The following is a 14,015-nucleotide window of genomic DNA, read 5'->3' on the forward strand; positions in this document are numbered from 1 at the left end:
CAGTTTGGCGAGCGCTTCCGCGAGAATCGCCTCGCCGTCCGCGTCGCTGCGCCGCTCGCGAACGTACGCGAGGTGCGTCTTGTACGGCTCCGTGCGCGGCGGGTCCGGCGGATTGTCCCGGTCCTGGCCGGCCGGGAACCCGCACCGCGGGCAGTCCCACGTGTCGGGGACCTGTGCGTCACTGGCGAAGCTCGGCTGCGTCTCGTGCCCGTTCGAGCACCAGAAGGAGATGCGGAGGCGCGGCGCGGACTCGCCTCGCTCTGCCTCGCCCATCGGCCCCGCTCCGACCCGGCTTCCCCGGATCGCGTTGCCACTTGCCACGGTCGTAACTCCCTGCGTGATGGTGCTGCACAGCGTCTCACAGCGGCTGCGCCGCGAGTGCCCCAGTCTACGTAAGGCCCAACGCTCGTCCAGTGATTGGAGTTACACCCCAGCTCGGGACGCGGAATCGGTGGGTCAGCTGTCCAGCTTCATCAGCAGACCAAGTACGACAATGCACGCGAACCACAGCAGACCGACCACGACGGTGATGCGGTCGAGGTTCCGCTCGGCCACGGAGGAGCCGCCGACAGAGGACTGCATTCCGCCACCGAACATGTCGGAAAGACCGCCGCCCTTCCCCTTGTGCATCAGCACGAGCAACATCAGCAGCCCGCTGAAAATGATCAGGGCGATCGAGAATCCCATAACCACGGCTGGACCCTACTTCCTGGCAATTCTCTTGGACTCAATACGGACGACGGGGGCCCGGGCTCGATGTGTGAGCCGCAGGCCCCCGCAAGGGTACGCCGGATCGGCGCTACCGCATACTCACTGGTCGCGGAACCGGACGATCTTGACGAACTCGTCCGCGTCCAGCGCCGCCCCGCCGACCAGGGCGCCGTCCACGTCGGGCTGGGCCATGATCGCGGCGACGTTGCCCGCCTTCACCGAGCCGCCGTACTGGATCCGGACCTTGTCGGCCAGCTCCTGGGAGTACAGCTCCGCGAGACGGCCGCGGATCGCACCGCAGACCTCCTGCGCGTCCTCGGGGGTGGCGACCTCGCCGGTGCCGATGGCCCACACCGGCTCGTAGGCGATCACGATGGTCTCGGCCTGCTCGGCCGGGACGTCCTTCAGACCGCCGTCGAGCTGGGCGAGCGTGTACTCGACCTGGTTGCCGGCCTTGCGGATGTCGAGGCCCTCGCCGACGCACAGGATCGGGGTCAGGCCGTGCTTGAAGGCCGCCTTCACCTTGGCGTTGCAGATCTCGTCGGTCTCCGCGTGGTACTGGCGGCGCTCCGAGTGGCCCACGGCGACGAAGGTGCACTTCAGCTTGGCCAGCATCGGGCCGGAGATCTCGCCGGTGTAGGCGCCGGAGTCGTGCGCCGAGATGTCCTGGGCGCCGTACTTGATCTTCAGCTTGTCGCCGTCGACCAGGGTCTGGACGGACCGAAGGTCGGTGAAGGGCGGCAGGACGGCGACCTCTACGGCGTCGTAGTCCTTGTCGGCCAGCGCGAAGGCGAGCTTCTGGACGTGAGCGATGGCCTCGAGGTGGTTGAGGTTCATCTTCCAGTTGCCCGCCATCAGCGGGATGCGGCCCTGGTCAGTAGCAGTCATGCGGGGTCAGTCCTCCAGTGCGGCAAGGCCGGGAAGCGTCTTGCCTTCGAGATATTCGAGGCTCGCGCCGCCGCCGGTCGAGATGTGGCCGAACGCCTTCTCGTCGAAGCCCAGGATCCGCACGGCGGCGGCGGAGTCGCCGCCGCCGACCACGGAGAAGGCCGGGGAGTCGACGAGCGCCTGGGCAACGGCCTTGGTGCCCTCGGCGTAGTCGGGGTGCTCGAAGACGCCCATGGGGCCGTTCCAGAAGACGGTGGCCGCGTCGGCGAGCTTCGAGGCGTAGAGCTGGCGGGTCTCCGGACCGATGTCCAGACCCTCCTGGTCGGCGGGGATGGCGTCCGCGGCGACGACGGTGGGGTTGGCCGGCGCCTTGGTCTTCAGGTCCGGGAACTCGGTCGAGACCAGCACGTCGACGGGGAGCACGAACTCCACGCCCTTGGCCTTGGCGCGCTCCAGGTACTCGAGCACGGCCGGGACCTGGTCCTCCTGGAGCAGCGAGATGCCGACCTCGTGGCCCTGGGCCTTGAGGAAGGTGTACGCCATGCCGCCGCCGATGAGGATGCGGTCGGCCTTCTCCAGCAGGTGGTCGATGACCCCGAGCTTGTCGGAGACCTTGGCGCCGCCGAGCACGACGACGTAGGGCCGGCTGACGTCCTCCGTGAGCTTCTTGAGGACGCCGACCTCGGTGTCGATCAGGAAGCCCGCGGCGTGCGGCAGCCGGGCCGGGAGGTCGAACACGGAGGCGTGCTTGCGGTGCACGGCGCCGAAGCCGTCGCCGACGTACACATCGGCGAGGGAGGCGAGCCGGTCCGCGAAGGCGCCGCGCTCGGCGTCGTCCTTGGAGGTCTCGCCGGGGTTGAAGCGGAGGTTCTCCAGGACGGCGACCCGGCCGTCCTCGAGGTTGGCGACAGCGGCCGTGGCGGACTCACCGACGGTGTCGGTCGCGAACTCCACGTGCGTGCCGAGCAGCTCCCCGAGCCGGGCGGCGGCCGGGGCCAGCGAGAAGGCGGGGTCCGGGGCGCCCTTGGGGCGGCCCAGGTGCGAGGCGACGACGACCCGGGCCCCGGCCTCCGCCAGCCTGGCGATGGTCGGCTGCACGGCCCGGATGCGGCCGTCGTCGGTGATGGTCGTGCCGTCGAGCGGCACGTTGAGGTCGGCGCGGACGAATACCCGCTTGCCCGCGACCCCGTCGGCCAGCAACTGGTCGATGGTCTTCATGTTTTTACGGCTCCTCGGAGGGCTGCACGCGCGACAGGGCTCGAACGGCGCCACTTTGCGCTGCCCGAGCCCTGTTGCTCACATCTTTGTGCTCTCGTTGCAGATCAGGTGCAGATCAGATCAGGCGCTGCTGATCAGAGCTGGTTGCCCACGAAGACCGTAAGGTCCACGAGGCGGTTGGAGTAGCCCCACTCGTTGTCGTACCAGCCGAGGATCTTCACCGACTTGCCCTCCTGGACCATGGTCAGCGAGGAGTCGAAGGTGCAGGACGCGGCGTCGCCGACGATGTCCGAGGACACGATCGGGTCCTCCGTGTAGAAGAGGACACCCTTCAGGTCGCCGTCGTCGGCGGCCTTCTTGAACGCGGCGTTGACCTCGTCCTTGGTGACCTCACGCTCGAGCTCGACGACCAGGTCGGTGGCCGAACCGGTCGGGACCGGGACGCGCATCGCGATGCCGTCCAGCTTGCCCTTCAGCTTCGGCAGGACCAGGGCGGTGGCCTTGGCGGCACCGGTGGTCGTGGGGATGATGTTCTCCGCGGCGGCGCGGGCGCGACGCAGGTCGGAGTGGGGGAAGTCCAGGATCCGCTGGTCGTTGGTGTACGCGTGGACCGTGGTCATCAGACCCTTGACGATGCCGAAGTTCTCGTCCAGAACCTTGGCCATCGGCGCCACACAGTTGGTGGTGCAGGAGGCGTTGGAGATGACGTGGTGGTTGGCGGCGTCGTACTTGTCCTGGTTGACGCCCATCACGATGGTGATGTCCTCGTCCTTGGCCGGAGCCGAGATGAGGACCTTCTTGGCGCCGCCGGCGATGTGCTTCTCGGCGTCGGCCTTCTTGGTGAAGATGCCCGTCGACTCGATGACGATGTCGACGCCCAGCTCGCCCCACGGGATGTCGGCGGGGTTGCGCTCGGAGAGCACCTTGATGGTGTGGCCGTCGACCGTGATGGTGTCGGCGGTGTGGCTCACCTCGGCCTTGAGACGGCCGAGGATGGTGTCGTACTTCAGCAGGTGGGCCGTGGTCGCAGTGTCACCCAGGTCGTTGACAGCCACGATCTCGATGTCTGCACCCTGCTCCAGCAGCGCGCGGAAGTAGTTACGACCGATGCGGCCAAAGCCGTTGATGCCTACGCGGATCGTCACGAACCGATCTCCTCGTTGGTACGCCGGTTTTCGACGCCGGCGAGTTGTATGGGATGTCCCCGACCGCCTACGACCCTACCCCCCTGAAGGCCCCGTAGTGACATCGAGATGCCGTGTGTGCAACACGGTGGCCCGTACCCGCCAGTAGGAATTCCGGCCACCGTGTCCCGCACCGGATCGCGGGGCGTTCACAGCGTCGCCCCGCGCCCGGTCACGGCTCTTCTCAGCGCCGCAGCGCCCTGAGTGCCGCGGCGACGATCCGCTCACGGTCGGACGCCGTTCGCACGTGCTCGAGGCCGAAACCGATCAGCACACTGTCGCGCGTGCTCACCGCCGACGCGGACGGATACAGATCCTGGCTGCGCTCCCAGTTCCCCCGCAGGGCGGGGCTGCCCTCAGCTGGGCCGGCGGCCGCCCAGGGCCCCAGCGAGGTCTCGAAGCCCTCGATGGGCTGCTCCACGCCGCCGGTGACGAGCCGGGTGTCGTCGACGAAGACACCGCGGCCACCTTCGCTCGGGTCGGTGACATAGGAGACGGAGACCTCGATCCGCTTGCCCGCGTAGGCACTCAGGTCGAAGGAGGCCGCCCGCCAGCCGTCGGACGCCCCGGTGAAGGCGTTCCACGCGCCGGTGGTGCCGCTCGCCGTGCACGCGTCCTCGCCGAGGGTGAGGTAGTGCCGCAGGAAGGGGTGCTGATCGATGTAGAAGCCGCCGTCGCACTGGGCCGGGACCTCGGTGGAGGTGCCGCCGCCGACGTCGGGGAGCGTCGTCCAGTCGTCCTGGCCCACGGTGTGGACCTCGACGACGGCGTTGTCGTAGCCGGGCTCCGTGTCGAAGCTCAGCCGCATGTCCAGGGCGGGCCGGTCGGCGGCCGCCGTGCCGGTCAGATCGATCGTGCGGGACAGCCGCGCCCACGAGGAGTTGCGGTGGGTGACCGCCGCGTACCACTCACCGCCGTACGGCGAGAACGGCATCCTGGCGCCCGGGTAGTCACCCGCGGCGGCGCTGTCGAACTGCGGGAACTCGTCCGGCGGCAGGGTGTCCGAGGTGATCGTGTAGGCGCCGGCCGCGTCCAGCGGGTTGCCCGGGACGTCCCCGAGGGCGCCGGAGGCGCCGGTGAGGCGTCCGGTGCCGAGGAAGCCGGTCACTCCGGCGAGCGAGGCCCGTCCGGATGCTCCGAGGTAGTACTGCGAGAAGTCGTCGCTCAGCGCCCCGCCGAGGTCGGCGTCACCGCCGGCGCGCTCGCCCATGGAGACGAGCTTCCCGCCCTCGTTGAGGTAGGCCCGTACGGCCTGCGTGGTCGCCCAGGACGGCTCGGCCGCGCCCGAGTACCAAACGACGGTCCGGAAGTGGCCGAGGACCGCGAGCGGGTGCGGGGCGCCCTGCGTGGCGACGTCCCAGACGGCACTGCGGTGGCCGTTGGCGGCCAGGGCACGGGTGTAGGCGGCGCTGTGCGCGGCGGCCGCCGCGCCGCCCTCCTCCGCGATCACCAGCGTGTCCCCGCGCGGCCGTTCCGCGACCGTGTACGTGAAGTGCTCGCTGGCGGTGCGCTCGCCGCTCCTGGTCCTGCCGGTGAACCACACCTCGACCCGGTCGCCCGGCTCTGCGCCCTCGACCTCGGCGCGGTACTCGTCGAAGTGGAGGTTGTCCTCGCCGCCGAACCGCTCGCCGCCCTTCCACGGGCGCAGCTCCGCGTCGTGCGTGCGGCCGCCGTTGATGCGGTAGTTGAGCTCCTTGTCGCGCAGTGACCTGCGGGCGGTGACGGAGACCTCTTGGTCCTCGCCCCGTGCGTAGGACGTGGCGAAGGTGTCGGGGGTGAAGTCCGCGGCCGTGAGGCCCAGCGAGGAGGACGGCTGGTCGGGATGGGCCGCGGTTTCGGCCACGGAGAGCGCGAAGGGGATGTTCTTGGCGAACTCCTGCTGGATCAGTTCCTCGTCGTCGGGGAAGGTGAAGATGGACGCGCAGTCCGCGGCGTTCCACTCGTCGTCGGGGTCGACGCGCGAGGCGGTGGCGCAGGTCGACATCTCGGGGGTGTACATCATCATCCCGTTGACGTTGGCCGCGTGGCCGTCGGCCTCGCCGTTGGTGGTGTAGAGCTCGGAGGAGAGCTGGGGCCGGTAGCCGGGGATCGCGGAGTTGCCCGGCGTGCCCGCGAGGGCCCGGTAGAGGACGTCGTCGGGGGTGGGTGTGGCGACCTGCCAGCCGACTCCGTACAGCAGCAGCTGGGCGGCGGAGTGGTAGTTGATGCCGTACTGGAAGCCGATGCGCTTCTGGAAGCGGTCGATGGCCTTGGTCTCCGGTTCGGATCCGGGGCCGGTGCCGCGGTAGGTCTCGTCGAACGGGTCGGGCGAGGACCCCTCGTTGTCGTAGCCCCACTTGTAGGCGAAGTTGCGGTTGAGGTCGACGCCGTCGCCCGCGGTGATCCGCCCGTCGCCGTTGTTGTCGCGGAGGTTCTTGCGCCACTGGCGCTCTTCGGTGCCGGTGAACGTGTGGTCGTAGCCGTCGGGGTTGGCCGACAGGACGAACCACAGCTCGGTGGAGTCGACGATCTTCGTGATCCGCGGGTCCTTGCCGTAGCCGTCGAGGTAGTGGTGCATCAGCCGCCGGGTCATCTCCGGGGTGATCCACTCCCGGGCGTGCTGGTTGGACATGTAGAGGGTGGCGGGCCTGGAGCCGTCGCGGTACCTGTCCGCGCCCTTGGAGACCTTGAGGGCGAGGATGTCCTGGCCCTTGACGGTCCGGCCGATGCTCACGACCTTGGTGAGGGCCGGATGGGCCCTGGCGGTGGCGAGGATCTCGTCCTTGAGGCCGCCTTCGCCGCTGTACGGGCGGAAGACACCGTCGCCTGCGGCGGCGAGGTGCTTCTCCGTCTTGGCGGAGAGGGTGTGCTCGGTGATGTCGACGCCCTGCTCACGGAGTTCGCCGGCCTGCCGCTCGGTGAGGTGGAGCTCGATGGTGGCGGTGCCCTTGTCCGGGATCTGCTCGCCCAGCTCATGGCCGTCGGTGCCCGCCGCGAGGATCAACGGAACCTGTTCCTTGCTCACTTCCGCATGCCATACGGCGAGTTCGTCGCCGTTCCCGCCCCCGGAGTCGGCCTGCGCGATCGGCGCTGCCGACACTCCTGCGACCAGGAGTGCGGCAGCGGCGAGGATCGATCTCGCTCTGCGTCTCATAAGCCCCCCTTGCTGTTGTCTGCCAGGAAAGTGCTCGTGTCCGCCGTGATGACGGGCATGCGACAGGCTCATGACTCTCCATGATCATGTCAATAGGGCCGGATCGGCCCACGCGGGCCGGGAAACGACACTGCCGACGCCTCAAGAGGCGTCGGCAGTAAAGCTGTCGAGCTACATGCCAGGAGCGTCAGCCGACCAGACCGTCGGCCATCTCCTCCGTCAGATTCGACTCCGTACCCGGGATACCCAGGTCCTGGGCGCGCTTGTCCGCCATCGCCAGCAGGCGGCGGATCCGGCCCGCGACCGCGTCCTTGGTCAGCGGCGGGTCGGCGAGGGCGCCCAACTCCTCCAGCGAGGCCTGCTTGTGCTCCATGCGCAGCCGGCCCGCGGCCGCGAGATGCTCGGGCACCTCCTCGCCGAGGATCTCCAGAGCACGCTGCACCCGGGCGCCCGCCGCCACGGCGGCACGGGCCGAGCGGCGCAGATTGGCGTCGTCGAAGTTGGCCAGGCGGTTGGCGGTGGCCCGCACCTCGCGCCGCATCCGCCGCTCCTCCCACGCCAGCACCGACTCGTGGGCCCCGAGCCGCGTCAACAGCGCGCCGATCGCATCACCGTCACGGACGACCACCCGGTCCACGCCCCGCACCTCGCGCGCCTTCGCGGCGATCGAGAGCCGGCGGGCGGCGCCCACCAGCGCGAGGGCCGCCTCCGGCCCCGGGCAGGTGACCTCCAGGGAGGACGACCGGCCGGGCTCGGTCAGCGAACCGTGCGCCAGGAACGCGCCCCGCCAGGCGGCTTCCGCGTCGCACGTCGCACCCGAGACCACCTGGGGCGGCAGGCCCCTGATCGGGCGCCCCCGGCCGTCGACCAGACCCGTCTGGCGGGCGAGCTGGTCACCGCCCGCCACCACCCGCACGACGAAACGGGAGCCGCGGCGCAGACCGCCGGGCGCCATGACCATCAGCTCCGAGCTGTGGCCGAAGATCTCCAGGATGTCCCGTTTGAGCCGACGCGCGGCGATGCCGGTGTCCAGCTCCGCCTCGATCACGATGCGGCCGCTCACCAGGTGCAGACCGCCCGCGAACCGCAGGATGGCCGAGACCTCCGCCTTTCTGCAGCAGGTCCGGGTGACGGGGAGCCGGGAGATCTCGTCCTTCACCGCTGCCGTCATCGCCATGGGCCGATCCTTCCATGCATCCGAAAAATACGGTCGTACGCGGCGGCCAACAGCTCCGGGTCGTGCTTCGGAAGTCCGTCGGGAGAGGCCACCGGAGCCAGCTCGACCGCGGCGCCCAGCCGCTTGGCGGCGTCGGCGAGGGACTCGCGGTCGGGCACTGCGGCCTCGTCGGCCAGCACCACGTCCAGGGCGAGTTTAGGCGCGTGTCGTCCCAAAACCTCCAAATGACGCTGCGGGGAGAAGCCCTCAGTTTCTCCGGGCTGGGGCGCGAGATTGAGCGAGAGCACCCGGCGGGCCTTGGTCTGCACCAGCGCGTCGAGCAGCTCGGGCACGAGAAGGTGCGGAATCACCGAGGAGAACCAGGAGCCGGGACCGAGGACCACCCAGTCGGCGTCCAGCACGGCCTCCACGGCCTCCGGGACGGCCGGCGGGTCGTTCGGCACGAGATGCACGGACTGCACCTCACCCGGCGTGAGCGCCACGGTCGCCTGGCCGCGCACGGTGTCCACCTCGTCCGGGCGGCTCGGGTCGTGCCCGCGCACCAGCGCCTGGAGCTCGAGCGGCACGGCCGACATGGGCAGCACCCGCCCGTGCGCGCCGAGCAGTTTGCCGACCAGGTCCAGTGCCTGGACATGGTCGCCGAACTGCTCCCACAGCGCCACGATCAGCAGATTGCCGACGGCGTGCTCGTGCAGCTCGCCCTGGGACTGGAAACGGTGCTGGATGACCCGCGCCCAGGTCTGACCCCAGTCGTCGTCGCCGCACAGCGCCGCCAGGGCCTTACGCAGATCGCCGGGCGGCAGCACGCCGAGCTCCTCACGGAGCCGGCCGCTGGAACCGCCGTCGTCGGCGACGGTGACGACCGCCGTGAGGTCGCCGGTGATACGGCGCAGGGCCGTGAGGGAGGCGGACAGCCCCATCCCGCCGCCGAGGGCGACGACCTTGGGCTGGGCTCCGCGCTTCCGGGCCGACGGCGTGCGCGTGGTTCTGCGCAGCCGTCGCAGCCGGAGGTTGCGTCCGGTCACTCGCGCCCCAGGTCCCGGTGGACGACGACGGTCTCGACACCGGCGGCGGACAGACGGGCGGCGAGCTTCTCAGAGGTGGCGACCGAGCGGTGCTTGCCGCCGGTGCAGCCGACGGCGACGGTCACATAGCGCTTGCCCTCGCGGCGGTACCCGGCGGCGATCAGCTGGAGCAGCTCCGTGTAGCGGTCGAGGAACTCCTTGGCACCGGGCTGGTTGAAGACGTAGTTCGACACCTCGTCGTTCAGGCCGGTGAAGGGACGCAGCTCCGGCACCCAGTGCGGGTTCGGCAGGAAGCGCATGTCGACGACGAGGTCCGCGTCGACGGGCAGGCCGTACTTGAAGCCGAACGACATCACCGTGGCCCGCAGCTCGGGCTTCTCGTCGCCCGCGAACTGGGCGTCCATCTTGGCGCGCAGCTCGTGGACGTTCAGGCCGGAGGTGTCGATCACCAGGTCGGCGTCGCCGCGCAGCTCCCGCAGCAGGTCGCGCTCGGCCGCGATGCCGTCGACGATCCGGCCGTCGCCCTGCAGCGGATGCGGGCGCCGGACCGACTCGAAACGGCGCACCAGGGCGTCGTCGGAGGACTCCAGGAAAACGATCCGGCGCGTGACCTGCTTGGCGTCCAGGTCGGCCAGGGACTCGCGGAGATTGTCGAAGAAACGCCGGCCGCGTACGTCGACGACGACCGCGATCCGGGCGACGTTGCCCTGGGAGCGGGCGCCGAGCTCCACCATCGTGGGGATCAGGGCGGGCGGCAGGTTGTCGACGACGAACCAGCCGAGGTCCTCCAGGCACTTGGCTGCCGTACTGCGGCCCGCGCCCGACATACCGGAGATGATCACCAGCTCCGGGATGGCCACGTCCGCCGCGGTCTCACGGGGCTCGGTGCCGTTGCCCGTACTCACGTCTGCTGCTCCGTCTCCGTCGTGCTCAGTCATGTCCTGCTGCCCCCGTCGCTGTCTTCAATGATCTCTCCTGTCGCGGTGTTCACGGCGGGCGCGGGCGCCGCCGACTGCGCCAGCGCCACCACCACCGACTCGGCGGTCTTGCGGCCCATGCCGGGAACCTCGCAGATCTGCTCGATTGTCGCCTGCCGCAGACGCTTGACCGAGCCGAAATGCTTGATCAGGGCCTGCTTCCTGGTCTCCCCGAGACCGGGGACCGCGTCCAGGGGGCTGGTCCTGATGCGCTTGGACCGCTTGGACCGCTGATAGCGGATGGCGAAGTCGTGAGCCGTGTCACGCACCCGCTGGAGGAGATACAGGCCCTCGCTCGAACGCGGCAGGACCACGGGATCGTCCTCGTGCGGCAGCCAGACCTCCTCGAGCCGCTTGGCGAGACCGCAGACCGCGACGTCGTCGATCCCGAGCTCGTCCAGGGCGCGCTTGGCCGCGGCGACCTGCGGCTGCCCGCCGTCGACGACGACCAGCTGCGGCGGGTACGCGAACTTCTTGGGCCGGCCGTCGTCCTCCAGCGCCTCGTGCGCCGGGTCGTCGCCGCCGATCCACTCGCCGGTGCGGTCCTTCTCCGCGAGATAGCGCTTGAAACGCCGGGTGACCACCTCGTGCATGGACCGGACGTCGTCCTGCCCCTCGAAGCCCTTGATCTGGAAGCGGCGGTACTCGCTCTTGCGGGCGAGGCCGTCCTCGAAGACGACCATGGACGCCACCACGTCCTCGCCCTGGAGGTGCGAGATGTCGAAGCACTCGATGCGCAGCGGCGCCGAGTCCAGGCCGAGCGCCTCGGCGATCTCCTCCAGGGCGCGGGAGCGTGTGGTCAGATCGCTGGCGCGCTTGGTCTTGTGCAGCCCGAGGGCCTGGAGCGCGTTGCGCTCGACGGTCTCCATCAGGGCCTTCTTGTCGCCGCGCTGCGGAACGCGCAGGGAGACGGCCGCGCCGCGCCGGCCGGCCAGCCACTCGGTGACGGCGTCCGTGTCCTCCGGCAGGGCGGGGACCAGGACCTCCTTGGGGACGGCGTCGCCGCTCTCCTCGCCGTACAGCTGCTGAAGCGCGTGCTCGACCAGGCCGGCCGTGTCCACGTTCTCGACCTTGTCGGTGACCCAGCCGCGCTGGCCGCGGACGCGGCCGCCGCGGACGTGGAAGATCTGCACGGCGGCCTCCAGCTCGTCCTCCGCGAGCGCGATGAGGTCGGCGTCGGTCGCGTCGGCCAGCACCACCGCGTTCTTCTCGAGGGCGCGCTTGAGGGCCTCTATGTCGTCCCGCAGCCGGGCGGCCTTCTCGTACTCCATCTCCTCGGCGGCGGCCATCATCTGCTTCTCGAGGCGGCGGATGTAGGTGCCGGTGCGGCCGGCCATGAAGTCGCAGAACTCCTCGGCCAGTTCGCGGTGCTCCTGGGGGGTGACGCGGCCCACGCAGGGCGCCGAGCACTTGCCGATGTAACCGAGGAGGCAGGGGCGGCCCTTCTGCACGTGGTTGCGGAAGACGCCCGCGGAGCAGGTGCGCACGGGGAAGACGCGCAGCATCAGGTCGACGGTCTCGCGGATGGCCCAGGCGTGCCCGTAAGGACCGAAGTACCGCACGCCCTTGCGCTTGGCGCCGCGCATGACCTGCACCCTCGGGAACTCCTCGTCGAGGGTGACCGCCAGATACGGATAGCTCTTGTCGTCGCGGTACTTGACGTTGAACCGGGGGTCGTACTCCTTGATCCAGGAGTACTCCAGCTGAAGCGCCTCCACCTCGGTGGAGACGACCGTCCACTCCACGGAGGCCGCGGTGGTCACCATGGTGCGCGTGCGCGGGTGCAGATTCGCCAGGTCCTGGAAGTAGCTGGCGAGGCGCTGGCGCAGGCTCTTGGCCTTGCCGACGTAGATCACCCGGCGGTGCTCGTCGCGGAACCGGTAGACCCCCGGTGAGTCGGGGATCTGTCCCGGCTTGGGGCGGTAGCTGGAGGGGTCGGCCATGCCGTCCACCCTACTGGCGGACAGTGACAGCCCGGCCCCTCCCGTCGGGGACGTGATCGCCCCTCCTTGTCCCGCCACGGGGGCGCCGGACGCCGATGGCCCGACGACCCTTGTCGCGGGCAGGTCAACACGCTTCAATGCGGGGTTACGCGCCGCTGTGAACGGCCCGATCCGGATGTGAACACTTCCGTCCGGCGCTCCACGTCCCCGGAGGAATCCATGGGTCACACCGAGGCCGACCTGGCGCGGGTGCTGAACACCGGCCCCTTCCATCTCGCGCTCCGCGCCGCCCTCGCCGTACGGGGCCTGCCGCTCCAGCGCGTGCAGCACCACCTCGCCCACCGGGGGATCAAGGTCGGCGTGACGAGTCTCAGTTACTGGCAGCAGGGCGCCCGGCGCCCGCAGCGCCCCGAGTCGCTACGGGCGGTGCGAGCCCTGGAGGAGGTCCTCGGCCTCCCTGCCCGCTCCCTGGTGCGGCTGCTCGGCAGCGGCGAGGACGGCGCGACGGCGGAGACCGAGCGGCCCACCGGCAGCTCCCACCACGCGCTCGTGGACTCCTTGGACGCGGCGGAACGGCTCCTCACCGGTCTCCGCTCCCCCGAGGGCCGGGGCCTGCACACCATCGGGCACCAGGAACGGGTGCGGATCGGTGCCGGGCGGCAGCTGCTGGGACGTGACTCGCAGCAGGTCGTACGCGCCCACCGCGACGGCGTCGACCGCTGTCTCGCCGTCCACCGCGGCGGGACGGGCTGCGACCCGTCGGCCGTCGAGGTGAGCGCCCTGGAGAACTGCCGCCCGGGCCGGGTGCGGTGGGACCGGGCCAGCGGCGTCGTGGTCGCCGAGTTGCTCTTCGACGCCCCGTTGCGGGAGGGCGAGACATACGTCTTCGGCTACGGCTTCGAGGACGGCACCGGCGGCCCGAGCACCGAGTACGCACGTGGCTTCGGCTCCGCGGGCGGGCACTACATGCTGCAGGTGCGCTTCGAGCAGGGTGCCCTGCCGGAACGGTGCCACCGCTTCTCCCGGGCCACGACAGGGGCGCCGCGGGGCGCCCGCACGGAACTCACGCCCGGTGCGCGGCACCGCACGGTGCACCTCGTGGAGCAGGGGGTCCGCCCGGGGGTCCTGGGCATCGCCTGGGACTGGGACTGAGCCCCGTCCGCGGGCGTCCGTCCTGCGGGGTTACGCGCCGGGACCCGCGACGAGCTTGCCGCCCTCGGCCCTGACCGGCACCTCGGGCAGCGGCACGGTGGCCGGGCCCTTCAGCGCCTTGCCGGTCGTCACATCGAAACGGCTGCCGTGGCAGGGGCAGTTGCCCTCGCCGCCCTCCACCTTGTCGAGGACGCAGCCGGCGTGGGTGCACTGGGCGCTGAAGGCCTTGTACTGGCCCTCGGCGGGGCAGTGCACGATCAGACGCTGCTCCCGGTACAGCTTGGCCCCGCCGACGGGAACGGCGTCCGCCGGACCCAGGTCCACGGGCGCGGTGGGGGTGGGCACCTCCGCGTGCCCCAGCTTGGAGTCGGTGGAACATCCGACGACCCCCAGCCCGGCGGCCCCGGCGACGGCGGCGCCCTTCAGGACGGTACGGCGGGCGGTCGGGGACATGGGGTCTCCATGGGTGGGTCGAGTCGGGTGTGATCTGGTTCGGCCGGTGGCATCGCTGCCCCGACAGACCCGACGATACCGGCGGAGATCGCCGCGACGTCGGGCGGGTGGGTGCGGGTCCGCTGCACGGGGCGAATGACGGCGAGGCTGAAGT

Annotated in this window: 12 protein-coding genes; 1 reads left to right on the top strand and 11 read right to left on the bottom strand. The window is 70.4% G+C overall.

Annotated features, from left to right (window positions below):
• The 10 genes from ACWGH4_RS18325 to uvrC form a co-directional block, all read right to left on the bottom strand.
• On the bottom strand, positions 1-321 hold a 321-nt coding region (locus ACWGH4_RS18325; RefSeq protein ID WP_453461772.1), incomplete at its 3' end, for an RNA polymerase-binding protein RbpA.
• A 135-nt stretch (positions 322-456) separates the two neighbouring features.
• On the bottom strand, positions 457-687 hold the full coding sequence (secG, locus tag ACWGH4_RS18330) for a preprotein translocase subunit SecG (RefSeq protein WP_005318972.1): 231 nt from the start codon (positions 685-687) through the stop codon (positions 457-459).
• 123 nt (positions 688-810) lie between these two features.
• Positions 811-1,599, bottom strand: coding sequence for a triose-phosphate isomerase (gene tpiA / locus ACWGH4_RS18335; RefSeq protein ID WP_453461775.1), 789 nt, complete (start codon positions 1,597-1,599; stop codon positions 811-813).
• 6 nt (positions 1,600-1,605) lie between these two features.
• Positions 1,606-2,817: a phosphoglycerate kinase gene (locus ACWGH4_RS18340; RefSeq protein ID WP_453461777.1), complete on the bottom strand. Its 1,212-nt coding sequence runs from the start codon at positions 2,815-2,817 to the stop codon at positions 1,606-1,608.
• Between the two features lie 134 nt (positions 2,818-2,951).
• Complete coding sequence (gap, locus tag ACWGH4_RS18345) at positions 2,952-3,962, bottom strand: type I glyceraldehyde-3-phosphate dehydrogenase (protein ID WP_441264418.1); 1,011 nt, start codon at positions 3,960-3,962, stop codon at positions 2,952-2,954.
• 223 nt (positions 3,963-4,185) lie between these two features.
• The gene (locus ACWGH4_RS18350; protein WP_453461780.1) at positions 4,186-7,134 is read right to left on the bottom strand and encodes a M14 family zinc carboxypeptidase; all 2,949 of its coding nucleotides are present in this window, start codon (positions 7,132-7,134) and stop codon (positions 4,186-4,188) included.
• A 187-nt stretch (positions 7,135-7,321) separates the two neighbouring features.
• A complete protein-coding gene (whiA, locus tag ACWGH4_RS18355) occupies positions 7,322-8,311 on the bottom strand; it encodes a DNA-binding protein WhiA (RefSeq protein ID WP_005318962.1) in 990 nt (329 codons plus the stop codon).
• Entirely contained in the window at positions 8,302-9,336 is a 1,035-nt protein-coding gene (locus ACWGH4_RS18360) for a uridine diphosphate-N-acetylglucosamine-binding protein YvcK (protein ID WP_441264416.1), read from the bottom strand. Before ACWGH4_RS18360 ends, whiA begins: the two co-directional genes overlap by 10 nt.
• On the bottom strand, positions 9,333-10,274 hold the full coding sequence (gene rapZ / locus ACWGH4_RS18365) for an RNase adapter RapZ (protein WP_441264415.1): 942 nt from the start codon (positions 10,272-10,274) through the stop codon (positions 9,333-9,335). Before rapZ ends, ACWGH4_RS18360 begins: the two co-directional genes overlap by 4 nt.
• Entirely contained in the window at positions 10,271-12,256 is a 1,986-nt protein-coding gene (gene uvrC / locus ACWGH4_RS18370) for an excinuclease ABC subunit UvrC (protein WP_453461784.1), read from the bottom strand. The genes rapZ and uvrC overlap by 4 nt, the downstream gene beginning before the upstream one ends.
• 219 nt (positions 12,257-12,475) lie before the next feature.
• On the opposite strand from uvrC, the gene ACWGH4_RS18375 reads away from it, so the two are divergent.
• Complete coding sequence (locus ACWGH4_RS18375) at positions 12,476-13,408, top strand: hypothetical protein (RefSeq protein WP_453461787.1); 933 nt, start codon at positions 12,476-12,478, stop codon at positions 13,406-13,408.
• A gap of 30 nt (positions 13,409-13,438) precedes the next feature.
• On the opposite strand, the gene ACWGH4_RS18380 is transcribed toward ACWGH4_RS18375, so the two are convergent.
• Positions 13,439-13,861, bottom strand: a complete 423-nt coding sequence (locus tag ACWGH4_RS18380) for a Rieske (2Fe-2S) protein (RefSeq protein ID WP_453461790.1) — start codon at positions 13,859-13,861, stop codon at positions 13,439-13,441.
• Between the last annotated feature and the right edge of the window lie 154 nt (positions 13,862-14,015).

It is taken from the genome of Streptomyces sp. NPDC054847 (assembly GCF_053610925.1).

Excerpts from the sequence above, each read along its gene's own strand:
- tpiA (WP_453461775.1), bottom strand. The coding sequence starts at position 1,599 with ATGACTGCTACTGACCAGGGCCGCATCCCGCTGATGGCGGGCAACTGG.
- rapZ (WP_441264415.1), bottom strand. The coding sequence starts at position 10,274 with ATGACTGAGCACGACGGAGACGGAGCAGCAGACGTGAGTACGGGCAAC.
- ACWGH4_RS18375 (WP_453461787.1), top strand. The coding sequence starts at position 12,476 with ATGGGTCACACCGAGGCCGACCTGGCGCGGGTGCTGAACACCGGCCCC.
- uvrC (WP_453461784.1), bottom strand. The coding sequence starts at position 12,256 with ATGGCCGACCCCTCCAGCTACCGCCCCAAGCCGGGACAGATCCCCGAC.
- secG (WP_005318972.1), bottom strand. The coding sequence starts at position 687 with ATGGGATTCTCGATCGCCCTGATCATTTTCAGCGGGCTGCTGATGTTG.
- ACWGH4_RS18340 (WP_453461777.1), bottom strand. The coding sequence starts at position 2,817 with ATGAAGACCATCGACCAGTTGCTGGCCGACGGGGTCGCGGGCAAGCGG.
- ACWGH4_RS18380 (WP_453461790.1), bottom strand. The coding sequence starts at position 13,861 with ATGTCCCCGACCGCCCGCCGTACCGTCCTGAAGGGCGCCGCCGTCGCC.
- whiA (WP_005318962.1), bottom strand. The coding sequence starts at position 8,311 with ATGGCGATGACGGCAGCGGTGAAGGACGAGATCTCCCGGCTCCCCGTC.
- ACWGH4_RS18350 (WP_453461780.1), bottom strand. The coding sequence starts at position 7,134 with ATGAGACGCAGAGCGAGATCGATCCTCGCCGCTGCCGCACTCCTGGTC.